Raw genomic sequence first — 21,753 nt, forward strand, 5'->3', positions numbered from 1 at the left:
AAGCGCCTGATAAGTCAAGCGCTCAGTAAATTTTTAGCAAACATCTAATTAAGCAATGGTGATGCGCTCATCTAAGAATACATCCTGAATGGCTTGTAAGAGTGAAACGCCTTCATCAAATGGGCGTTGGAAACATTTACGTCCAGAAATTAAGCCCATGCCACCTGCGCGCTTATTAATTACAGCTGTTCGAATGGCTTCTTCTAAATCATTTGCTCCACTTGATGCCCCACCAGAGTTAATTAGTCCAATGCGTCCCATATAGCAATTAGCCAGTTGATAACGCGTTAAGTCAATAGGATTGTCGCTGGTGAGCTTGCTATAGACATTTTCATGTGTGTGGCTAAATTTGATTTTGCCGAAAGCATTATTGTTAGTTGCTTGTTTTTGTTTAATAATATCTGCACCAATGGTTACACCAATATGATTAGCCTGACCAGTTAAGTCAGCAGCGGTATGATAATCCACACCATCATGTTTATAGGCAGGGTTGCGCGTATAAGTCCATAGCACTGTTACCATTCCTAATTCATGCGCACGCGCAAATGCTTCAGAAATTTCCATAATTTGGCGTCTAGATTCTTCCGCACCAAAATAAATAGTCGCCCCAACTGCAATTGCCCCCATATCAAATGCTTGATCAACTTGCGCAAATAATGTTTGGTCGTATTTTGCAGGCAAGGTGAGGGTTTCGTTGTGATTGAGTTTAACCATAAAAGGAATTTTATGCGCATAACGACGTGAAACGCTTGCTAATACACCAAAGGTTGAGGCAACTGCATTACACCCCCCCTCAATAGCAAGCTCAACGATATTTTTAGGGTCAAAATACATTGGATTTTGTGCAAATGATGCGCCAGCAGTGTGCTCAATGCCTTGGTCAATTGGCAAAATCGACACATAACCTGTACCAGCTAAACGCCCAGTGTCTAAAATTTGTTGGAAAGAACGCAATACAGCGGGTGAGCGGTCTGTTTGACTAAAGACTCGGTCGATATAATCTTTACCTGGCAAATATAAATCTTCTTTTTTGATGCCTTCGCAAGTGTAATTTAATAAGCTATCTGCTTCATCACCTAACATTTTTTGAATATCAATACTCATCTTTTTCTCTCCTAGTTAAAAATCATTAAAGCGCGACTGACTGCGGTTAAGATTAAAAAAACCAACTGCCAGCCAGTGCAACACAAATCCAAGCAATACGAGCGCTCCCCCAATATAAAGTTCACGATTATGAATTTTCTCTTCTAATCGTGCATTTTGATGGCGTAACTCTAAGTTTTTTTGCTCTAACTCAACAACGCTTGCTTGTAATTCGCGATTACGAGTATCCATTGCCACCACATTGCCTGAAATGCGTTTAATTGCTACCAAATCAGCCTGAGCCTGTGCTTCTTGCTGGCGTAAACTAACCAACTCATTTTGCAATTGCTCAATAACATTACTACTGTTTTGTAGCTTGTTTTCATTCTCAAGCGCTTGCACTTTAAGTGTTTCTAATTGTTGCTGTAGTTGTTGATAGCGCGCATGAATTGAGGGGGTATACATGATATTACGTATAGGAATCCAGCCTTTAAATTCATCTGTTTTAATCTGAACGTATTTATCATCATCGCTTTTTGCAAGAATTTTAACTGGCGTACCAGCGCTCACGCTGCCTAAAAACTTGCCACCAACATTTGGTGCATCATTAATGCTGGTGCGCAAATCGTCACTAATCCACGCCTCATCTTGCGAATTTGCTACCCCTTGTGCAAAGCCTGCCGAAATTGTTATAAACGTTAAACCCAATGCAATTTTTTTCAACATAATTTAGCCTGCAAACTACGTAATTGTTGCCACAAGATGGCTTTATTTTCAGGAAGGAACAAACACTGATATGGATGGATAATGCTCATGGTTTTAGTATCATCAAAGGCGGTTAGTTTAGCGCAATTTGTCCATAAAAGATAATAATCTGCCTCAAGGATTGGCAATTGCATCGTTAAATTGAGTCTTATGTCCTGCGTATTTAGATACTCACTAACCCTTACGAACATGTCTGCAATCTCATGCAAATGGCAATAACGCAATGCATTGTCTAATAGCTGACCTTCCAATGGAGACTGCCATAAATTCAAATGCGACCCAGCTCCCCAAAGTGGGGGCAAGACTGAGATTACTTTTTGCCTATTGACCATACAGGTGAGAAAAGTAGCGCTGCCATAAGCAGATAAAGTATGTTGCTTTCCCAAATCAATAACGCTAGCGCCCTCATCTTTTATAAAATCTTCTTCCTTGATGGCAGGTTGTGCATTAAATACAGCAGGTTGAGGCGTTGGGGGAATGACCTTTTCTTGAGAATTCTCTTCTGCGGATTGAGGATTACGCCTAAAGTGTTTATCACGCAATTGAGCACGTGATAGCCAATATTGATACCCCAAAAGCTCTAGCGCAATGTGTTGATTTTCCAAATACACCGCCACGCTCATTTATTATTTAGTTGCCGTTTTTTTATCAAGCGCCAAATACTCCAGATAGGCCCTGACACACCATAGGCTACAAATAAAGTAAACAATACTGGGGATGGTTCTAAAAACAATAAGGCTAATAATGCCGCGGGTAAAATAGCGCGTGAAAAAGGTAGGCGACTTTGTAATTTAAAAGTCTTAAAACTATAGTATTTAAAATTACTTACCATTGATAAGCCCGCCAACAACATCACGATTAAAGACACTACCACCAGCGCTTCACCCTGCCACTGATAGCGCGCCCCCACCCATACATAACCACACACTATCGCCGCTGCTGAAGGGCTAGGCAAACCGATAAAAACGCTTTTATCCATCTCTGCAGCCTGAACATTAAAACGCGCCAAACGTAGCGCGGCACAAGTTGCATAAATAAATGCTGACATCCAACCTAACTTGGCTGGTAAAAAGGGCGTTGTTTCCACTGCATGCAAAGACCATTCATACAATACTAACGCTGGCGCAACTCCAAATGACACCATATCCGAAAGCGAATCGTATTGCACACCAAAATTAGATTCTGTTTTAGTCCAGCGCGCAATCCTGCCATCAAGACCATCAAAAATCATCGCCGAAAAAATCAACATTGCCGCAAAACCAAAGCGCCCATCATTTGCAGCTAAAATGGCATAAAACCCACAAAATAGCGCTGCTGTCGTCATTGAGTTTGGCAAAATATAAATTGTTTTATAACCGCGCATTATTGCTCCTTTTTTTGCAAGAATCATACCCTTTTTGCAAAAAACACTCTAACAACACCCTCTTTTTACGTCTCAATAGTTTTAGAATTAGTAATTTATTCACCAAGTTCCTCAATAATTTTTAAAAGTGCTGTTTGTGGCTCAGCAGCGGTTGTAATTGGTCGTCCGATGACTAAAAAATCACTTCCGCGCTCGCATGCTTGCTTTGGGGTAAGTATCCGACTTTGGTCGTCTTGACTAGCCCAGTATGGGCGCACTCCTGGGGTAACCGTAACCGCCTGAGGGAAACGCGCTTTAACTGCTTGCACTTCTAACGGCGAACAGACCACGCCATCTAATCCTGCCTCCATCGTCAAACGGGTTAAATGTGCGACTTGCTCAGGCAATGAGCGCACAAAACCCAAAGATTGATATGTTTGCTGATTCATGCTGGTAAGCACTGTTACCCCGATTAATAGCGGACGTTGATGATAACCTGCCAATGCCCGAGCAGCGGCTTCTAACATTTGCGAACCACCACTTGCATGCACATTAACCATCCATACATTCAAATCTGCCGCCGCTTGAACCGCTCCAGCTACTGTTGCAGGAATATCATGATATTTCAAATCTAAAAATACTCGATGCCCTAAATCCGCCAATGCCCGCAACAATGATGGACCACAGCGCGTAAATAAACTTTTACCCACTTTCAATAAACACTGCTGAGGATTTAATTGCTCCGCCAAGACCAAAGCTTTGTCCGCACTATCATAATCCAAAGCAACAATAATCGAACTCTTTTGCATTATTATTCCTACCGTTGGGCTATCTTAAGTTCTATTACCGCGTAAAAACTTCCCCACGCTGCACAAGATGGACAATGCCAAATTAAACGCTGCTGACGAAATCCACACGCCTCACATTGATAAATTGTCTTTGGCGCGACCATTTGAATAAATGATGCTGGTAAATCCAGCGCATTATCCGCTTCTGCCAAACGATAATTTAAATAATCTGCAAACAATAAGGAATTCCCTTGTTTTTGCAATCGTTGCTGTAGCAACTCAACGGCTTGCGCCTGAGGCAACACCTTGGCACAAGCTAGTGTTAAACGAACCTTCTGATAGCGCGCCTCAATTAAACTTAACCACTGAACATACTCATCAAAGCGCCCCAATGCACGATACGACCGCTCAAGCATTGGCAAGGCATCTGGCAGTAAGGTTAAGCGTTGCTTAGCGATAGATTGCAACACATGAATCGCATTTACATATTGCTCAGTTTGCAAATAATACTCCCCTAAAATCCAATTTGCGCGTGCGCAATCGCGGTCATACTGCAACGCCTGATGCAATAACGCCAAACACTCCTCCCTAGCGCTAGAATCCATAATCAACGCCAGTTCACAATAATAATGCGCCACCTTGGCTGACAAATTACCATGACCGCTCAACTGCCACAGTTGCGCCAACTCAATCGCCGCCTGCCATTGCTGAGTTTTCTCATAAAGGCGCAATAAAATGGGTAATGTCTCCTGCAAACGGTATTGATGATTCACCAAAACCACCAATAATTCCTGAGCTTGTGCAATCATCCCTGCTTGCTCATAATCCAGCGACAACTCATACTGTACCGCCTGCTTGAGTACCTCATCTAGCGCCTCATATTTCATTAACTGCTGATGCAAATGCAAAGCGCGATCCAACTCACCGCGTTTACGAAACAATCGTCCCAGCGTCAATTGATTATCAACCGCTTGTTTATCAACATCTGCAATTGAAATAAATACCTCAACCGCGCGCTCAGTCTCATCATTAAGCAAATGGCTAATGCCTTCAAAATATGCTGCACGCGATTTATTTTGCCTTAGTTCGCGCGCTTCCTTACGCATACCTAACCACCACCCTGACCACGCCGCAAACGGCAGCAAGACAATTAACAGCCACTGTCCCATCTAGGATTTTTGCACCTGCTCAAATTGTGCTTGAACAGCAAGCTCCTGCGCCTGACGATGCTCATCAATTAACTGCTTCTGTAAAGCGCGTGCCTGTGCTTTCCAATACAAACTCTTCACCCCAAATAGCAGTAGTGTTAATAATGCTCCGAATAAAAAACATACAGTCATCACCGCCACCAACGGCCATTCAGCAGACGCAAACACATAATCAAATTGCACTTTTGCACTATTAAAAATACCTAATAACGCAAACCAAACCACCAAAACAATCAATAAAATCCAATTAATAACTCGCATTATTTAATCCTCAATTAATCTAAGTTATAACTCGCTAGAAGTCCCAAACCCTAATACATCCGCCATCGTATACAATCCAGACGAACGACCTTTTAACCATCGCGCTGCTTTAATCGCGCCTTCTGCAAAAATACGTCTATCAGTTGCGCGATGCGTAAACTCTAAACGCTCAGCTTGTTTAGCAAAATAAACCGTATGCTCCCCAACAATATCACCGCCTCGCACCACTGAAAAACCAATAGATTCAGGTTTGCGCTTTTGTGTATAAGGATAAAGCTTGCGTTCATTGAAAACACTTTCTTGCGCCTTAGCAATCGTCTCACCCAACCGCAACGCCGTACCAGAAGGCGCATCCATTTTATCGCGATGGTGCGCCTCAAAAATATCCACATCCCAAATCTCTTTTGGCAACACCTTTGCCACCTGTTGCACAATCTCTAGCAACACATTAACCCCCAAACTTGTATTAGCCGCTAAAATAATGGGGATTGACTGCGCCGCCTGCTCAATCCATTTACGCCCTTCAGCGCTAAATCCAGTTGTCCCAATCAACAACGGTTTATTTAATTTTTGACAAATCGGCAGCAAAGCCAACACCGCCTCAGGACGTGTAAAATCAACTACCACATCACTTTGACTGACAAAATACTCAATATTAGCGGTGGGCTTTAATGTTTTTTGTGGCAAATCACTGACCTCTCCCAACGCCTTATCTACCCACGCATGCCCACTACGCACCGACGCAGCTCCTAACTGACAATCTTCATAATGCACCAACTCGTGTGCAATCGCCCGTCCCATTTTTCCATTAATACCATGAATCCCAATTTTCATCGGTTTCTCCCTCTATAGATAAGCAGTGTATGATAAAGCACCTTTTTTGAACATCAAGTGATTGTACATGAATGAAGACCAACCCCTAAGCTTTGCAGAACTCATCGGCAAAGTCGAACGCATCACCCAAAAGCCTCAACATCACTATAAGGATGCGCTTAAATCTAAACAGCTTCTAAAAACTGCATTTAACAATCGACAACAACGCCATATTCAAGCCCAACACACGCGCCAATTTCAGCGACCCATTGCCTCACATACATTATCGCTTAATCTTGATAATCTCCCAGCACCACAATTTAATGCCTTAAAAAACAAACATCTCAACCCTCATCAAATTATTGATTTGCACGGTATATTTGTTAATGATGCCTTGCGTCTTTTAAATGACAAACTCAGCGAGCGAAAAAATCATCGTCTGCAATACTGGCTTATTATTCACGGCAAAGGCAATCGCTCACCTAGCTATGACAAAGCCCCCTTAAAAAACGCTGTTTTAGATTTATTGTTACACCACCCCGCAGTTGGCGCTATCCATTCCATAACCGATAGCGACAACCGAAGCGGTGGTGTAATGATTATCGTGCATAGAAAATAATCAATCTTCTAATACTGCAAGTCCAGGTAATGTCTTTCCTTCAATATATTCCAACATTGAACCACCACCAGTAGAAACATAATCAACCTTATCCTCAATATTAAATTGATTAATTGCTGCGATAGTATCGCCCCCCCCAGCAAAACTAAACCCTTCAGACTCTGCAATGGCTTGCGCTAATCGCTGAGTTCCTTGAGAGAACGGCTTCATTTCAAATACCCCCACTGGACCATTCCAAATAATGGTTTGCATTTCACTAATTACGCGGGCAAATAATTCTGCTGTTTGTGGGCCAACATCTAAAATCATTTCATTTTCTGCCACATCTTCAATAGACTTAGTCGCTGTTTTAGCATTTTCAGAAAACTCATCAGCCACGACAACATCCATGGGCAAAACCACATTCACGCCTTTTTCTTTTGCTAATGCCAGCATCTCGCGCGCTTCATTTAACAAATCAGGCTCATAAAGCGAACTACCAACGTTATATCCTTTAGCGGCCATAAATGTATTAGCAATCCCACCACCCGGAATTAGCGTATCCACTTTATCGATAAATGCTTTTAACACTAATAACTTAGAAGAAACCTTTGCCCCACCAACAATCGCCAACATCGGGCGTTTAGGATTAAGCAAAATAGATTTTAATGTTTCAACTTCTTTGGCAACCAAAGGACCAGCGCAAGCAATTTCAACATATTCTGCCACACCATGCGTTGAAGCTTGTGCACGGTGAACCACCCCAAAACCATCACTTACAAAAACATCTGCCAACTGTGCATATTGTTTTGCCAAGCCCGCATCATTTTTCTTTTCACCTTTATTAAAGCGCACGTTTTCCAACAACACGACCTGACCAGATTGCACTTGCGGCGCATTATCCAAATAATCTTTAACCAGCTTAACCTCTTGTGCTAACGCCTCACTCAAATAAGATGCGACAGGCGCTAAAGAAAAGCTCTCATCATACTCCCCTTCAACTGGACGCCCTAAATGCGCCATAATCATCACTGCGCCACCTTTTTCTAATGCCATTTTAATTGTGGGTAATGCCGCTTGAATCCGTGCATCGGAGGTAATCTTGCCCTCTTTAATCGGCACATTTAAATCCAAGCGCATTAATACTTTTTTATCTTTTACGTCAATATCTTGCAAACTACGCATTCTCTTTCTCCCATAAAAAAACGCTGGTGAACCAGCGTTTTTTATCATTTAAGCTTAAACCTTCATCATTGAGATGGCAACATCAACCATGCGGTTTGAGAAACCCCATTCATTGTCATACCAAGACAATACTTTAACCAAACGCTCACCAAGTACACGCGTTTCAAGCGAATCTACCGTAGAAGAGGCAGCGTTATGATTGTAATCAACTGAAACCAAAGGCTCATCAGAATAATCCAAGATTTTAGCCAAATTATCATCACCAGCAGCTGCTTTTTTCAATACACGGTTTACTTCGTCTTTAGTAACATCTTTGCTGGCAGTAAAGGTTAAGTCTACAATTGAGACATTATTAGTAGGCACGCGAATTGCCATACCATCTAAACGACCATTTAACTCAGGTAATACTAGTCCAACCGCTTTTGCAGCGCCAGTCTTAGTTGGAATCATTGAAACAGCAGCAGCGCGCGCACGACGCAAATCACTATGCGGAGTATCTAAAATGCGCTGATCATTGGTGTATGCATGAATAGTTGTTACCAAACCTGTTTCGATACCAATTTTCTCATGCAATACTTTAGCAATTGGCGCTAAACAGTTGGTTGTGCAAGATGCATTAGACACGACTTCATGCTCAGCTTTTAATGTATCTTCGTTTACGCCAAACACAATTGTCGCATCCACATCATTTGCACCAGGTGCTGAAAGCAATACTTTCTTTGCGCCTCCTTTTTCAATATGCGGATAAGCTTTTGCTTTACTATTGAATACACCACTGCACTCCAATACCAAGTCCACACCCAAATCTTTCCAAGGAATATCTGCTGGGTTAGCATGATAAAGTGATTGAATGGTATGACCATCAATAGTCAATGTACTCTCTGTCTCGCTCACATCAAATTTAAATATGCCATGTGTTGAATCATATTTTAATAAGTGCGCGCGTGTTCCTTCATCTTTAAGACCATTGATTGCAACAACTTCCACTTCGTTTTGTAAACCGCGCTCATAAATGGCACGCAAAACGCAACGTCCAATACGTCCAAAGCCGTTAATACCTACTTTAATTGTCATAACTTCTCCTATCGATTTAACAAACTACGAACCTTATCTAAAACATTTTCAAGCGTTAGCCCAAAATGTTTGAATAAATCTCCAGCAGGGGCAGAAGCGCCAAAAGTATTGATCCCCAATACTGATCCTTTTGCACCTACTATCTTATACCAATAATCTTCAACGCCCGCCTCAACAGCTAATGTTGGTAAGTTTTCACCCAGCACAGCCTGACGATACGAGAGCTCTTGCTCTAAGAAAATTTCCACACACGGCATTGAAACCACACGCGCTTTAATCTCTTCTTTGCTCAACTGTTCTGCCGCCTGCATAACCAGCTCCACCTCAGAACCAGTGGCGATTAAAACCACATCAGGATTCTCTTGTGCCTGCAATACATATCCGCCACGCGCAATATTTTCACGAGTCTTTGCATCACGTGTATATGCTGGCAATCCCTGACGCGACAACGCCAATGCTGTTGGCGTACTATCGTTTAAAGAAGCATGCCAAGCGACTAATGTTTCACTGGTATCACAAGGTCTCCACACATTTAAATTAGGAATTAAACGTAACGAAGCGATCTGTTCAATAGGTTGGTGCGTTGGCCCATCTTCTCCCAGACCAATTGAATCATGCGTTAACACATACACCACAGGCAATTTCATCAATGCAGATAAGCGCATTGCATTGCGCATATAATCTGAAAACACTAAAAATGTTCCGCCGTATGGACGAATGCCACCGTGCAAATACATTGCATTCATAATCGCTGCCATAGCAAATTCACGCACGCCATAATGAATATAATTACCAACAAAATCATGAGGTTTAATCGCTTGACTGCCTTTGTGGTTAGTATTATTTGAACCAGTTAAATCAGCAGAGCCCCCAACAAATTCAGGCAAATAAGGCGCTAAAATGTCTAGTGCCTGCTGTGAGGCTTTACGAGTAGCCATTTTTTCAGCTTCCTCATTTAACTGCTCTAGCGCTTTTTCCACCACCGCATCCAACTCTGTTGGTAATGTCCCAGACATCACACGCCGATAAAGTTTTGCTTGCTCAGGATAACGAGTTTCATATTCACTCCAAATACTATCCCATTCATCTTGAGCCAAACTGCCCTTTTCTGACAAATCTGCAACCTTATAGACCTCATCAGGAATCGCAAAAGGCTCATCTGGCAAATCAAATGCTTGTTTAAATGCGCTAATTTCCTTAGCGCCTAGTGGTGAGCCATGGCTTTTTTCACTCCCAGCCAAATTAGGAGCACCATAACCAATTATAGTTTTGCAAATAATTAACGTGGGCTGTTTTTGATTATTTTTTGCCACGGTAATTGCTTCATCGATTGCTTGCTCATCATGCCATCAACGCCATCAATCACCTGCCAGCCATATGCTTCAAAACGTTTTGCTACATTTTCGCTATACCAAGGCTCAATCTCACCATCAATAGAAATATTATTGCTATCATAAATAGCAATAAGCTTTCCTAAGCCCAAAGTTCCAGCAAAAGAGCAAGCTTCATGAGAAACCCCTTCCATCAAACAACCATCGCCTAAAAAGCAATAAGTGTAATGGTCGACCAAGGTCAGATTCTCTTTATTAAAACGTGCTGCCAAATGCGCTTCAGCCAAAGCAAAGCCAACCGCATTAGCAATTCCTTGTCCCAAAGGACCAGTAGTTGTTTCCACGCCTGGTGTTTCATCTACCTCGGGGTGCCCAGGAGTTTTAGAATGCAACTGACGAAAAGCCTTAATATCTTCAAGAGTTACATCAAAACCAGTCAAATGCAACAATGCATACTGCAACATCGACCCATGCCCGTTAGAAAGCACAAAACGGTCACGATTATGCCATTTGGGGTCAGCAGGATTTACACGCAGATGCTTTCGCCATAAAACAGTTGCAATATCCGCCATCCCCATTGGGGCGCCAGGATGACCTGAGCTGGCTTTTTCAACCGCATCCATTGCTAAAACTCTAATTGCATTTGCCATTAACTTATGCTTTGTCATAAATCTTCCTTATTAATTAAGCTGCTTCTTGTAACTGCTCGTGGATTAGCCATTGAATATAATCTTGCATCACATTTAAAGCTTCAAACAAATCGATATCAGGCACAAAATCGATTTTATCCGCTTCATCTTCAACAAATTCATTACTCTTTTTAACTTGTTCTAAGACTTTTTCATCAGATGCTAATTTAGGTAATGCTTGTTGCTGACTTTCATTATAAGCATCTTGAAAATCTTTCCACTGTTTAAATTGTGCCTCACGCTCTTTAAAATTTAAAGACCAAGTTTGCTGTTCATTACGCTCAGCCACTTTATTCATATAATCACTATAACGCAATAAAGCTGGTAGTGTATCCATTCGCTGTTTATGTTGGTCTCTTAAATAGGTTAGCAATGGCTCTTTTACTCTACCATCTTTAATAAATTTCTCTGCTGCAATACTTTTCCATGGCAAGGCATACTCCTCCGCCATTTCGCCTACTTTATCAATTCCTAATCCTTCAGGCAAAGTAATATCTGCCTGCACACCTTTTTTCTGTGTACTATCACCATTGACGCGGTGAAACATCGCAATGGTATGTTTAACATACCCAAGTGGTGCAACGTCTTTAGAAACAAAGCGGTTTAAATCTGTCATAGTTTGAACAGTACCTTTCCCATAACTATTCCTGCCTATGATGATTCCGCGCTGATAATCCTGAATCGCAGCAGCAAAAATCTCTGAGGCAGAGGCTGAGTAATGGTTAATCATAACTGCCAAAGGGCCATCATAAACCATCCCCGCCTCATCATCTAATTCAGCGCGTGCTTTTTTATTGGGTTGCGCGATAGAAACCACAGGACCTTTGTCAATAAACAATCCAACCGTTTTAACTGCTTCATACAAAGACCCTCCGCCATTATTACGCAAATCCAAAACAATCCCTTGAACTTTTTGCGCCTGCAATTCCTGCACCAATTTTTTCACATCTTCGCTTGTGCTACGAAAATCACTTTTACCACTTCGCGCACCATTAAAATCCATATAAAAAGAAGGCAACTTAATCACTCCAATTTTATGCCCATCTATCTGTTCTACGTAAGCATGTGCTGCCTGCTCTTCAAGTGCGACAGTATCACGTTGGATTACCACCTCATGCACGCCCTTAGCAGCGTTTGCAGGCTCAACCAAAAGTCGCACCAACGACCCCTTCTTGCCACGAATCAGCTCAATAGCCTCATCTGTTCGCCAGCCCACAACATCCACCATCTCCCCATCTGTTCCCTGTGCCACACCTATAATTTGGTCTTTAATAAATAATTTTCCAGTTTTAGCTGCAGGACCGCCAGTAATCACTTCTCGCACGGTAATTTTGTCATCTTTCAAACCTAACACCGCGCCAATTCCTTCTAAGGACAAGCGCATATTAATATCAAAATTTTCACTCATTTTAGGGGACAAATATCCCGTATGTGGATCAAAACGACTTGCCATTACATTCATATAAGAATCAAAAACATCACTGACTTTAGATTTATCTAACTGCTTCTGAGTGCTTTTATAGCGCTTACTTAAAGTCTCAATTGCTTTTTCAGTCGAGCGCCCCGCCAGTTTCAAATGAATAATTTGGTCTAATAAGCGCTTTTCTTGCTGTGCTTTCGCTGCTTGCTCATCTGCTAACCATGGGAGCATTTTGCGTGTTTTTTCGTCAGGATAAGTAACGCTTTCAGAAGAACCAAAATCAAAAGGCTGATTTAATCGTGCGAGCGTCCAATCATTGAGCGCACGCGACCTTTGCTGATAACGCCTAAAAATATCTATCGGCAAACTCAAATCATCCTGCGCATCCCTCCCCTCATTTTGCGCCAACCGATTTGCGAACTCTTCAACATCACTTTGTAAAAAATACAAATGGCTTGGGTCAAGCGCATTTAAAAAATCATCTTGTATTTCTTGAGCCATCTCTTTTGTTGATAAACGGCGATAATGATGATTTTCCAATAAATTTTTTGCAAGACGATATGCGCGTTTTTGCGTTGATGAAATTGTATACTCTGCAGGGAGCGCCTCTTTATTTTGAAAAAATTTTTTATTATCAATATCCTGAGAAAATCCAACAATTGACCAACTCATTAAAAGTATCGCTGCCGTTCGTTTTAACATCATATTATCTCGCAAAAATAACTCGCCTAGTGTAGCACCAAACTCACTCAAGCATCTAAATCGTCGCCACACGGTAATCTTCAATTGCGCCCTATTTTTACCGCTTGTATAGCCAACACCGCCCACCCCAGTAAAAACACACCCCTCCGATAGGCACTAAAATATTTAGCGCCAAAGCATAAATCGCCATTAAATAAAGCGCTCCACAAAAAAACACCATTCCCAGCACAAACAAAGAAACCATCAACCAGTGCCAAACATCTATTTCCTGCAAACTCAAAAACAACAGCACCAAAGTATGGACCACGTGATAACGTTGTGCTTTTTCTAAATAGCGCGTAAAAGGTTCTGCCAGCGCCTCATGTCCAGTCGCCGCACCGAACGCCACCCAAAGAAACCCACTTACTGCCGCTAAAAATAACACTCTAGCATTTATCTTAAATCTCACAATCTCTCTCATCCGACCCTTCCTATGTAAATAAATAACCGTTTACATTGCTAGCCAATAATTTTAATATTACGCGCTCATTATCGGCAACCATCGCCACAATCCCCATCTTCAACGGAGCTCTCATGGTTTTTAAATGGTTTAAAAAACTCACTAATTCCTCTGACAAAGACACCACCAGAGATAATGAAACCAACGAAGAAATCAGCACCGACCAAATAGAGGAAAAAGAAGAAACCTCAAAAGAGTTCCATGAGCCACAGCTTAATGAAACGATTCATATAGAGTCTGAGCAAGAAAATCATGAACCTCAAATCCTAGAGCTAGAAACCGCACAACCTCAAATCATAGATGAGCAAATCGAACAACTTCAATCCAACCATAGCGATAGCGCAGACTCTCTTACTAATGAGCCAAATTCTGTCGTAACCAACGAATACTCTATAGATGATTTATTAGAAGACGAAGAGCCTACAAACACCAGCCCAGCTGCACAGTCCAATACTCCAATTTTCAATCTTAACCTTCCCCCTAACCTACCAAAACATATCCAACAAAATTTAAATACTGTTGTAAGTCAACATTTAAAGCAAGAGGTAAGACCAGCAGAAAACAAAAGCTATCTTCAGCGCCTAAAACAAGGACTAAGCAAAACTCGTGATGGCTTTGCGGACTTATTCTTAGGCAAAAAAGCGCTTAACCAAGAACTGGTTGATGAACTAGAGATGCAACTACTCACCGCCGATGTAGGCATTGAGGTAACCGAGAAAATTATTCAAAAAGTTAGCGGACTGATAAGGCGCAATGAAGTTGAAGATGTTGATGCGGTTAAAACAGCTATGCTCTCGCATATGCACGAACTCCTTTCTCCTTATGCACAACCTCTTAACACAGAGGCTCACAAACCCTTTGTTATTTTAATGACGGGTATTAACGGTGCGGGTAAAACCACAACTATTGGCAAACTCGCTCACTATTATCAGTCTCAAGGCAAAAAAGTTATGCTTGCCGCAGGTGATACTTTCCGTGCTGCTGCAGTTGAGCAATTACAAATTTGGGGTAAGCGCAATAACATCCCCGTCATTGCTCAAGCCACTGGCGCTGATGCTGCTTCTGTTGCTTACGACGCCCTGCAGTCTGCCATTGCCCGCCAAATTGATATTTTAATTATTGACACTGCAGGACGCCTACACACCCAAAACCATCTCATGGAAGAACTTAAAAAAATCAAGCGCGTGCTAGAAAAACTAGACCCCCAAGCTCCCCATGAAACCATGCTTGTGATAGATGCTGGTAATGGACAAAATGCCCTGCGCCAAGCTCAAGAATTCCACCAAGCCATGAACATTGATGGCATCAGTATTACTAAATTAGATGGCACTGCCAAAGGGGGCATTCTCTTTGCCATCACGCACAATCTACAACTCCCCATCCGCTTTATCGGCGTAGGCGAACAACCGCAAGATTTACGACCATTTAACGCCATGGATTTTGTAAATGCGCTATTATACAACGAGTAAAATTTAATGTAGGTACATACTATGATAACTAAAAATAATTCATCTACGACTTCTCAAGCTCTCATCGTTAATGAACAATGGCTTACCCCCGCAACCGATATCGAACAATATATTGCGAAAGTTCGTCAGATCCCAGTCCTTGATGCCGAAGAGGAATTGCGTTTAGCGCATAAACTGCGCAACGAACATTCATTAGAAGCGGCTCAGACGCTTATTGTTCATCATTTAAAATTTGTTGTTCATATTGCAAGAGGTTTTAGTGGCTATGGTTTACCTATCGGGGATCTTATCCAAGAGGGAAATGTTGGACTGATGAAAGCAGTTAAACGCTTTGAACCCAACCGTGGCGTGCGCCTAGTTTCTTTTGCCGTGCATTGGATAAAATCTGAAATACACGAATACGTTATCCGCCACTGGCGAATGGTTAAAATTGCCACCACAAAAGCACAGCGCAAATTATTCTTCAATCTGCGTAGCATGAAAAAAGGTATTGCTTGGTTAAACGATGAAGAAGCGCAACATATTGCTAATGAACTTAACGTCTCTACCAAAGATGTTTTTGAAATGGAAAGTAGAATTCACGGGCAAGATATCTCTTTTGACCCCACAGAAGACAGCGAAGGCGACGATTACAGCCCGTCAGCATGGCTAAGCGCACAAAGTGTTGACCCTGCTGATATCGCCTCACAAGACGAGCAAAAAACCCTGATGCACGACAAGCTCCAACAAGGGCTTGCACAACTTGATGAGCGCAGTCGTGAAATCGTTCAAGCTAGATGGTTGAATGAAGACAAAAAAGCCACTCTTCAATCTCTTGCTGATGCTTACCATGTCTCTGCTGAGCGTATTCGCCAAATTGAGCAACAAGCAATGAAACAGTTGCGCTTAAGCATGGCTACAAATTAAACACCAAATTTTATAACCAACAACCACGAGAGTATTTGTAATGAGCCAACAGATTCGCAAAGCTGGATTAAAAGTAACCGGCCCACGCATGAAAATTCTAGATATTATGGAAAAAGAGACTTCTTCTAACGATAAGCATTTAAGTGCAGAAGATGTTTATAAAATCCTTTTAAAAGCTGACGAGGATATCGGACTTGCCACCGTTTATCGTGTGCTCACTCAATTTGAACAAGCAGGCATCCTCAAACGCCATAATTTTGAAGGCAATCATAGCGTATTTGAAATTGACTCTGGCGATCATCACAACCATCTTATCTGTGTAAAAACAGGAAAAGTAGTGGAGTTTTATGATGAAATTATTGCAAGACGTCAAAAAGAAATTGCTGAAGAGCATGGTTTTAGTCTAGACGACCACAGTCTCATTCTCTACGGGGTTTATTTAGGTGAAGATGAAGAAGACAACTAAATCTTCTTGCCGACATCAAACAAATCAGGTTAAAACGACACACGCTTTAACCCTGATTTTATTCTAACCACCGCAAAAACAAATCAATGCAATCATGTTAGAATTTATATTATTTCTCTGGCAACCTAGGAATTATTATGCCCAACTCAACACAACAAACGCCTCTTAATGACAGCATCGCAAGTTTTGAACAACATGGGCATCAGTTTTGGCAACCCAATGGTCCCTATAAAAGCCTACACCACATCAACCCTGCGCGACTAAAATTTATCGAACGCTATCAAAACCTTACCAACAAACAAGTGCTTGATATTGGATGCGGAGGAGGCATACTAAGTGAAGCGATGGTCTCTAAAGGTGCAAAAGTCAGTGGGATTGATATTAGCCCAACAGTTATTCAAACTGCTAAAGACCATCTAAAAACCCAACCTTATCATATCGACTACCGCTGTATATCAAGCTCTCAATGTGTTGAAAATAATGAAAAATATGACATTATTACTTGCATGGAAATGCTTGAGCATGTTGTTGACCCTAGCACCATCTTAAAAGATATTCACGCCCTTCTTAAAGACAATGGTTTTGCATTTTTTTCTACCCTAAATCGCACCTTCACGGCTTATCTCCTCGCCATCATTGTTGCCGAAAACCTCACCTCTCTCGTCCCCAAAGGCACTCACCAACACGACTGGTTTATCAAACCCAGCGAGCTTGTTAATATGTGTGAGCAGGCAGGATTACGCGTCAAGGCGATTAGCGGACTGGATTATCACCCTCTCTTAAAAACCGCAACGCTTAGTCGCCGTGTAGGGGTGAACTACCTCCTTGTTGCACAAAAAATCTCTCAAAACGCCTAATCCAAAAACCTTAATATGAAAAAAACCATCCTCATTACAGCAGCTACCTCAGACCTAGGCAGTGAGCTTGCTCGCCATCTTGACCAACAAGGACATACCTTGCTCCTACTTGATCAAGAGCAACTATTGCTTGAATCTCTAGATGCTCAGCTTAACGGCGACCATACCCTCATTCCCTTTGATATTTGGGCAGCGGACTACACCCAATATCAAACCCTTGCCCAACTAATTGCAGAAGATTATCCAGCCCTTGACGGTCTTATTTTCACGCAAATGTATGTTGAAAATCTACGCCCTATTATCCACTGCGACCCAGAAACATGGCTAAAAACCCTACAAATCAACCTCACCTCACCATTATGGTTTATTCAAACCCTGCTGCCCAGCCTACAAGCAAGCGCCCAGCCTAAAATACTATTCACCACCCATGACCAACATCAACAACAACCCGCCTATTGGCATGGATTTGGCGTTAGTCAAAGCGCATTGCATACACTCATCACCACCCTTCATAACGAACACAGCACCTACGACAACCTACAAATTTCTATCATCGATACTGGCTGGATAGACACCTCTTTTAACCGCAACATATTCCCCAACGCCCAACCTCATTGGAAACAGCCAACTGATATTCTCCCCCTATACGAGCAAGCTCTAAACGAGCATCAACCATCGACCATTAAAAGATATGCCTATGACCACCCCTAATCATCCATGGCTCATCGCTGCGCAAAACGTCCTAAGCATAGAAGCGCAAGCCATTAGTGCGCAAAGTGCCAGCCTAGACCAAAATTTTATTCGCGCCTGCCAAACCATCCTAGATTGCAAAGGGCATCTCATCGTTATGGGCATGGGCAAATCAGGCATATTGGCGCCAAACTAGCCGCCACCTTTGCCAGCACTGGCACACCCGCCTTTTTTGTTCATCCAGCAGAAGCTGAACACGGCGACCTCGGCATGATTACCCCACAAGACTGCCTTCTCACACTCTCTTATTCAGGACAAAGCCACGAAATTCTCACCCTTCTTCCCATCATCCAACGCCTAAGCATCCCCGTTATCAGCATCACAGGCAATCCCCAAAGCGCCATAGCGCAACAATCCAACATCCACCTCCCCCTTATAATCGAACGAGAAGCCTGCCCCCTTGGACTTGCCCCCACCTCAAGCTCAACCGCCACTCTAGCGCTAGGCGACGCCCTAGCCGTTGCACTCATTGAAGCACGACGCTTTTCTAGCGAAGATTTTGCCCGCTCTCATCCAGGCGGACGCCTAGGAAAACGCCTCCTAACCACCGTCAAAGACCTCATGCGCACCAAAACAGCCATCCCTAAAAGCCACCCCAAGACAGCCTCAAAACAGTACTATTTGAAATCACAGAAAAAAAACTCGGCGTAACCCTTATTTGCGACAATGACCAACTGCTTGGCATCTACACCGATGGCGACCTACGCCGTACTCTTGAAAAAACCCAACACACCGACCTTCTAAGCCAACCCATCAGCACCTTCATGACCCCCACCCCTCATCACACCACCACAGACCAACTCGCAGCCCAAGCCCTAGAACTTATGGAAACATATCACATCACCAGCCTCCCAGTTTTAGAGCAAAACCGCCTAATCGGCATCCTTCATATTCACGACCTACTCAGTGCTGGAATCGCCTAATGCGCTACACAACCTTTTCACTAATCGCCCTAAGCCTACTAAGCGCCTATTGGTATTGGCACAACCAACACCGCCCCACCCAAGTACAGCCAATCAGCGTCCAAGACACCCCCCTGCTCATCCTAGAGCATCCCATATCCATACACTACGACACTCAAGGACAAGCCAACCTCATCCTAAGCGCCAATCAACTCACGCACTACAACGACCCACGCGCCACCACCTATCACACCCCTAAAATCGACTACCACACCCCCGACACACAACACATCCAACTCACCGCCCAAAAAGCCCACCTTAACCAAGCCCAAACCCAACTCCAATTCCAAGGGCAAGTACAAGTGCAAAGCACACAACACAACCAACGCCAATACTGGCTACAAACCCCCCAACTTAACTATCAAATAGAGCAACAAACCCTCGACACCAACGCCCCCATCGAACTCAACACCCCCCAAAGCCAAACCACCGCCCAAGGCGCACATTGGATAATCAACCAACCCACCATCACCCTAAAGCAAGCCATACGGAGCCACTATGCGCCTAAATTCTAAACTACTGTTAAGCCTCCTCCTTCTCCCACCCACTTTACAGGCACAAACTCAAACCCTGCCCATAGAACTCAATGCCGACCATGGTGAATATGACGTACAAAAAGGCATCGCCACCTACACAGGAAACGTCAAAATCAGCCAAGGCGCCATGACCCTACAAGGCGATAAAATCACCATCCGCCTCAACAACAGCCAAGTCGAACACATAGAAGCATGGGGCAATCTCGCCACCTTTCACTACCAACCCAAACAAGACCCAGCCATTGATGGCGAAGGACAACACCTCATCTACGACCTTGAAAGCGCCACCATCACCATCGACAAACAAGCCCACGTTCGTCAAGGCGAACATCACACCCAAGGCGAGCGCCTCACCTACCACCTCAAAAAAGAAATCGTCCAAGGAAGCCGTGTCCACATGACCTTCCAACCCAAAACCTCATGACCAGCCAACTCACCGCCCACAACCTCATTAAACATTACAAAAACCGCCCCGTCGTCAACGGCGCCAGCTTTAGCGTGCAAAGCGCCCAAGTCGTCGGACTACTTGGGCCCAACGGCGCAGGAAAAACAACCAGTTTTTATCTCACCATCGGACTCATTCGCCCAGATAGTGGCAGCATCTACCTTGACCAAACCAACCTCACCCCCCTCCCCATACACAAACGCGCCCAACTTGGACTCTCCTACCTTCCGCAAGAAGCCTCCGTCTTTCGCAAACTCAGCGTCCGCGACAACATCCTCGCCATCCTAGAACTCACAGGACGCCACAAACGCAAACAACGCCTTCAATATGCCAACCAACTCATGCAAGAACTCAACATCAGCCATCTTGCCGACACCCTAGGCATCAGCCTATCAGGCGGCGAACGCAGACGTTGCGAAATCGCCCGCACCCTCGCCACCCAACCCCGCTTCATCCTCCTAGATGAACCCTTTGCAGGCGTAGACCCCATCGCCGTTGCCGACATCCGCCACATCATCGACCACCTCCGCCAGCGACAAATCGGCATCCTCATCACCGACCACAACGTCCGCGAAACCCTCAAAAGTTGCGACCATGCCTACATCTTAAGCGAAGGTCGCATCTTAGCCTCAGGCAGCCCACAGGAACTCATCAACAACCCACAAGCCAGAAGCGCCTACCTAGGAAACGACTTTAGCCTCAGCTAACGCCATGAACAAACAACACCTCCAACTCAAACAAAGCCAACAACTCACCCTCACCCCCCAACTACAGCATGCCATCGAACTGCTCGGCATGAACCGCCTCGAACTCGAACAAGAACTCAACCAAATCCTCAACCACAATTTCATGCTCAACATAGACAGCCCCTACCAACTCACCACCACCGACGAACCTAATGATTTTGATGAACAAATCGACTACGACCCCTACAACGACCCAGAAAATGACTGGCAAGAGCCAAACCCCTCCTACGACTCCCAAGAACTCCTCGAGCAACAACTCCACACCCCAACCCTAAGCGAACACCTCATCGAACAACTCCACACCCTAAGCAACGACCCAACACTGCTTAACGCCGCCACAATAATTGCCTACAATTTAGATTCTGATGGCTACTTTAGAGACACACTTAAAGCCATTGCACAAAGCGCCAACCTCCCCATCTCCCAACTCAAACAAGGTCTCGAACTAATCCGCCAATGCCAACCAACAGGCGTTGGCGCAACCGACCTACAAGACTGCCTCACCCTCCAACTACAACAACTCCCCACAGACACCCCCCACCTCAACACCCTCAAACACCTTATCGCTCGCTATCTCCCCTACATTGGCAAAAACCCACAACTTATCAAAAAAAACTTAAACATCAACGAAGAAGAATACCAACACGCCCTAGAACTCCTGCGCAAACTTGACCCACAACCTGGACAACACTACACCCCAACAGACCTCCCTATACAATACCAAGCTGAAATCATCGTTTTAGAAAAAAAACGGCATCAGCTACATCGAAACCACCGAAGAACTCCTCCCCAAACTCAGCCTTAATAAAGAATACGCCCAACTGCTCAAACAAAGTAAAGGACAAAACAAAACCCTTT

General features: G+C 43.6%; 22 protein-coding genes and 2 pseudogenes. 11 read left to right on the plus strand and 13 right to left on the minus strand.

Annotated elements, in window-relative coordinates:
* Positions 1 to 48 precede the first annotated feature (48 nt).
* The 8 genes from A5N84_RS02410 to dapB form a co-directional block, all read right to left on the minus strand.
* Positions 49 to 1,104 carry a class I fructose-bisphosphate aldolase gene (locus tag A5N84_RS02410; protein WP_072281129.1) on the minus strand — a complete coding sequence of 352 codons (1,056 nt, stop codon included), beginning with the start codon at positions 1,102 to 1,104 and terminating at the stop codon, positions 49 to 51.
* 15 nt (positions 1,105 to 1,119) lie between these two features.
* The gene (locus A5N84_RS02415) at positions 1,120 to 1,809 is read right to left on the minus strand and encodes a TIGR04211 family SH3 domain-containing protein (RefSeq protein WP_072281130.1); all 690 of its coding nucleotides are present in this window, start codon (positions 1,807 to 1,809) and stop codon (positions 1,120 to 1,122) included.
* Entirely contained in the window at positions 1,803 to 2,471 is a 669-nt protein-coding gene (locus tag A5N84_RS02420; protein WP_072281131.1) for a hypothetical protein, read from the minus strand. Before A5N84_RS02420 ends, A5N84_RS02415 begins: the two co-directional genes overlap by 7 nt.
* Entirely contained in the window at positions 2,468 to 3,211 is a 744-nt protein-coding gene (gene pssA / locus A5N84_RS02425) for a CDP-diacylglycerol--serine O-phosphatidyltransferase (protein ID WP_078055523.1), read from the minus strand. The genes A5N84_RS02420 and pssA overlap by 4 nt, the downstream gene beginning before the upstream one ends.
* 95 nt (positions 3,212 to 3,306) lie before the next feature.
* A complete protein-coding gene (gene pyrF / locus A5N84_RS02430; protein ID WP_408633828.1) occupies positions 3,307 to 4,002 on the minus strand; it encodes an orotidine-5'-phosphate decarboxylase in 696 nt (231 codons plus the stop codon).
* Between the two features lie 5 nt (positions 4,003 to 4,007).
* On the minus strand, positions 4,008 to 5,147 hold the full coding sequence (locus tag A5N84_RS02435; RefSeq protein ID WP_072281134.1) for a lipopolysaccharide assembly protein LapB: 1,140 nt from the start codon (positions 5,145 to 5,147) through the stop codon (positions 4,008 to 4,010).
* Positions 5,148 to 5,447 carry a lipopolysaccharide assembly protein LapA domain-containing protein gene (locus tag A5N84_RS02440; RefSeq protein WP_072281135.1) on the minus strand — a complete coding sequence of 100 codons (300 nt, stop codon included), beginning with the start codon at positions 5,445 to 5,447 and terminating at the stop codon, positions 5,148 to 5,150.
* A gap of 24 nt (positions 5,448 to 5,471) precedes the next feature.
* Positions 5,472 to 6,281, minus strand: a complete 810-nt coding sequence (gene dapB, locus A5N84_RS02445; RefSeq protein WP_072281136.1) for a 4-hydroxy-tetrahydrodipicolinate reductase — start codon at positions 6,279 to 6,281, stop codon at positions 5,472 to 5,474.
* A gap of 67 nt (positions 6,282 to 6,348) precedes the next feature.
* On the opposite strand from dapB, the gene A5N84_RS02450 reads away from it, so the two are divergent.
* Positions 6,349 to 6,879, plus strand: coding sequence for a Smr/MutS family protein (locus tag A5N84_RS02450; protein ID WP_072281137.1), 531 nt, complete (start codon positions 6,349 to 6,351; stop codon positions 6,877 to 6,879).
* Here the strand turns inward: A5N84_RS02450 and A5N84_RS02455 are convergent, their stop codons facing one another.
* From A5N84_RS02455 to A5N84_RS02475, 5 genes and pseudogenes are all read right to left on the minus strand, one after another.
* Entirely contained in the window at positions 6,880 to 8,043 is a 1,164-nt protein-coding gene (locus tag A5N84_RS02455; RefSeq protein WP_072281138.1) for a phosphoglycerate kinase, read from the minus strand.
* 54 nt (positions 8,044 to 8,097) lie between these two features.
* Positions 8,098 to 9,117, minus strand: a complete 1,020-nt coding sequence (gene gap, locus A5N84_RS02460; RefSeq protein ID WP_072281139.1) for a type I glyceraldehyde-3-phosphate dehydrogenase — start codon at positions 9,115 to 9,117, stop codon at positions 8,098 to 8,100.
* 8 nt (positions 9,118 to 9,125) lie between these two features.
* Positions 9,126 to 11,116: pseudogene (gene tkt, locus A5N84_RS02465) on the minus strand (transketolase).
* Between the two features lie 16 nt (positions 11,117 to 11,132).
* The gene (locus A5N84_RS02470) at positions 11,133 to 13,262 is read right to left on the minus strand and encodes a carboxy terminal-processing peptidase (protein ID WP_143324792.1); all 2,130 of its coding nucleotides are present in this window, start codon (positions 13,260 to 13,262) and stop codon (positions 11,133 to 11,135) included.
* A 94-nt stretch (positions 13,263 to 13,356) separates the two neighbouring features.
* Positions 13,357 to 13,719: a DUF423 domain-containing protein gene (locus A5N84_RS02475; protein WP_072281140.1), complete on the minus strand. Its 363-nt coding sequence runs from the start codon at positions 13,717 to 13,719 to the stop codon at positions 13,357 to 13,359.
* 113 nt (positions 13,720 to 13,832) lie between these two features.
* On the opposite strand from A5N84_RS02475, the gene ftsY reads away from it, so the two are divergent.
* From ftsY to A5N84_RS09415, 10 genes and pseudogenes are all read left to right on the plus strand, one after another.
* Positions 13,833 to 15,227 (plus strand): signal recognition particle-docking protein FtsY, encoded by a 1,395-nt coding sequence (gene ftsY, locus A5N84_RS02480; RefSeq protein ID WP_072281141.1) that lies wholly within the window; start codon positions 13,833 to 13,835, stop codon positions 15,225 to 15,227.
* A gap of 21 nt (positions 15,228 to 15,248) precedes the next feature.
* Positions 15,249 to 16,133 (plus strand): RNA polymerase sigma factor RpoH, encoded by an 885-nt coding sequence (gene rpoH / locus A5N84_RS02485; RefSeq protein ID WP_072281142.1) that lies wholly within the window; start codon positions 15,249 to 15,251, stop codon positions 16,131 to 16,133.
* Between the two features lie 40 nt (positions 16,134 to 16,173).
* Positions 16,174 to 16,599 (plus strand): ferric iron uptake transcriptional regulator, encoded by a 426-nt coding sequence (fur, locus tag A5N84_RS02490; RefSeq protein ID WP_072281143.1) that lies wholly within the window; start codon positions 16,174 to 16,176, stop codon positions 16,597 to 16,599.
* Between the two features lie 137 nt (positions 16,600 to 16,736).
* The gene (gene ubiG / locus A5N84_RS02495; protein ID WP_072281144.1) at positions 16,737 to 17,456 is read left to right on the plus strand and encodes a bifunctional 2-polyprenyl-6-hydroxyphenol methylase/3-demethylubiquinol 3-O-methyltransferase UbiG; all 720 of its coding nucleotides are present in this window, start codon (positions 16,737 to 16,739) and stop codon (positions 17,454 to 17,456) included.
* 15 nt (positions 17,457 to 17,471) lie between these two features.
* A complete protein-coding gene (locus A5N84_RS02500) occupies positions 17,472 to 18,167 on the plus strand; it encodes an SDR family NAD(P)-dependent oxidoreductase (RefSeq protein ID WP_072281145.1) in 696 nt (231 codons plus the stop codon).
* Positions 18,148 to 19,129: pseudogene (locus tag A5N84_RS13255) on the plus strand (KpsF/GutQ family sugar-phosphate isomerase). The gene A5N84_RS02500 and the pseudogene A5N84_RS13255 overlap by 20 nt, the downstream one beginning before the upstream one ends.
* Positions 19,129 to 19,683, plus strand: a complete 555-nt coding sequence (gene lptC / locus A5N84_RS02510) for an LPS export ABC transporter periplasmic protein LptC (protein ID WP_072281146.1) — start codon at positions 19,129 to 19,131, stop codon at positions 19,681 to 19,683. The pseudogene A5N84_RS13255 and the gene lptC overlap by 1 nt, the downstream one beginning before the upstream one ends.
* Complete coding sequence (lptA, locus tag A5N84_RS02515; RefSeq protein ID WP_072281147.1) at positions 19,667 to 20,128, plus strand: lipopolysaccharide transport periplasmic protein LptA; 462 nt, start codon at positions 19,667 to 19,669, stop codon at positions 20,126 to 20,128. The genes lptC and lptA overlap by 17 nt, the downstream gene beginning before the upstream one ends.
* Positions 20,125 to 20,856: an LPS export ABC transporter ATP-binding protein gene (gene lptB / locus A5N84_RS02520; protein WP_072281148.1), complete on the plus strand. Its 732-nt coding sequence runs from the start codon at positions 20,125 to 20,127 to the stop codon at positions 20,854 to 20,856. The genes lptA and lptB overlap by 4 nt, the downstream gene beginning before the upstream one ends.
* Before the next feature lie 4 nt (positions 20,857 to 20,860).
* Positions 20,861 to 21,700 (plus strand): RNA polymerase factor sigma-54, encoded by an 840-nt coding sequence (locus A5N84_RS09415; RefSeq protein ID WP_078055524.1) that lies wholly within the window; start codon positions 20,861 to 20,863, stop codon positions 21,698 to 21,700.
* The last annotated feature ends 53 nt before the right edge of the window (positions 21,701 to 21,753 follow it).

The organism is Rappaport israeli (genome assembly GCF_001888055.1).
Classification (GTDB): Bacteria; Pseudomonadota; Gammaproteobacteria; order Cardiobacteriales; family Cardiobacteriaceae; genus Rappaport; species Rappaport israeli.

What these genes read in the sequence shown, in the direction of transcription:
- A5N84_RS02450 (WP_072281137.1), top strand. Translation starts at nt 6,349, where the DNA reads ATGAATGAAGACCAACCCCTAAGCTTTGCAGAACTCATCGGCAAAGTC.
- A5N84_RS02440 (WP_072281135.1), bottom strand. Translation starts at nt 5,447, where the DNA reads ATGCGAGTTATTAATTGGATTTTATTGATTGTTTTGGTGGTTTGGTTT.
- A5N84_RS02500 (WP_072281145.1), top strand. Translation starts at nt 17,472, where the DNA reads ATGAAAAAAACCATCCTCATTACAGCAGCTACCTCAGACCTAGGCAGT.
- A5N84_RS02435 (WP_072281134.1), bottom strand. Translation starts at nt 5,147, where the DNA reads ATGGGACAGTGGCTGTTAATTGTCTTGCTGCCGTTTGCGGCGTGGTCA.
- A5N84_RS02470 (WP_143324792.1), bottom strand. Translation starts at nt 13,262, where the DNA reads ATGATGTTAAAACGAACGGCAGCGATACTTTTAATGAGTTGGTCAATT.
- lptC (WP_072281146.1), top strand. Translation starts at nt 19,129, where the DNA reads ATGCGCTACACAACCTTTTCACTAATCGCCCTAAGCCTACTAAGCGCC.
- pssA (WP_078055523.1), bottom strand. Translation starts at nt 3,211, where the DNA reads ATGCGCGGTTATAAAACAATTTATATTTTGCCAAACTCAATGACGACA.
- A5N84_RS02455 (WP_072281138.1), bottom strand. Translation starts at nt 8,043, where the DNA reads ATGCGTAGTTTGCAAGATATTGACGTAAAAGATAAAAAAGTATTAATG.
- A5N84_RS02410 (WP_072281129.1), bottom strand. Translation starts at nt 1,104, where the DNA reads ATGAGTATTGATATTCAAAAAATGTTAGGTGATGAAGCAGATAGCTTA.
- A5N84_RS02415 (WP_072281130.1), bottom strand. Translation starts at nt 1,809, where the DNA reads ATGTTGAAAAAAATTGCATTGGGTTTAACGTTTATAACAATTTCGGCA.
- lptB (WP_072281148.1), top strand. Translation starts at nt 20,125, where the DNA reads ATGACCAGCCAACTCACCGCCCACAACCTCATTAAACATTACAAAAAC.
- ftsY (WP_072281141.1), top strand. Translation starts at nt 13,833, where the DNA reads ATGGTTTTTAAATGGTTTAAAAAACTCACTAATTCCTCTGACAAAGAC.
- gap (WP_072281139.1), bottom strand. Translation starts at nt 9,117, where the DNA reads ATGACAATTAAAGTAGGTATTAACGGCTTTGGACGTATTGGACGTTGC.
- A5N84_RS09415 (WP_078055524.1), top strand. Translation starts at nt 20,861, where the DNA reads ATGAACAAACAACACCTCCAACTCAAACAAAGCCAACAACTCACCCTC.
- dapB (WP_072281136.1), bottom strand. Translation starts at nt 6,281, where the DNA reads ATGAAAATTGGGATTCATGGTATTAATGGAAAAATGGGACGGGCGATT.
- fur (WP_072281143.1), top strand. Translation starts at nt 16,174, where the DNA reads ATGAGCCAACAGATTCGCAAAGCTGGATTAAAAGTAACCGGCCCACGC.
- A5N84_RS02420 (WP_072281131.1), bottom strand. Translation starts at nt 2,471, where the DNA reads ATGAGCGTGGCGGTGTATTTGGAAAATCAACACATTGCGCTAGAGCTT.
- rpoH (WP_072281142.1), top strand. Translation starts at nt 15,249, where the DNA reads ATGATAACTAAAAATAATTCATCTACGACTTCTCAAGCTCTCATCGTT.
- A5N84_RS02475 (WP_072281140.1), bottom strand. Translation starts at nt 13,719, where the DNA reads ATGAGAGAGATTGTGAGATTTAAGATAAATGCTAGAGTGTTATTTTTA.
- lptA (WP_072281147.1), top strand. Translation starts at nt 19,667, where the DNA reads ATGCGCCTAAATTCTAAACTACTGTTAAGCCTCCTCCTTCTCCCACCC.
- ubiG (WP_072281144.1), top strand. Translation starts at nt 16,737, where the DNA reads ATGCCCAACTCAACACAACAAACGCCTCTTAATGACAGCATCGCAAGT.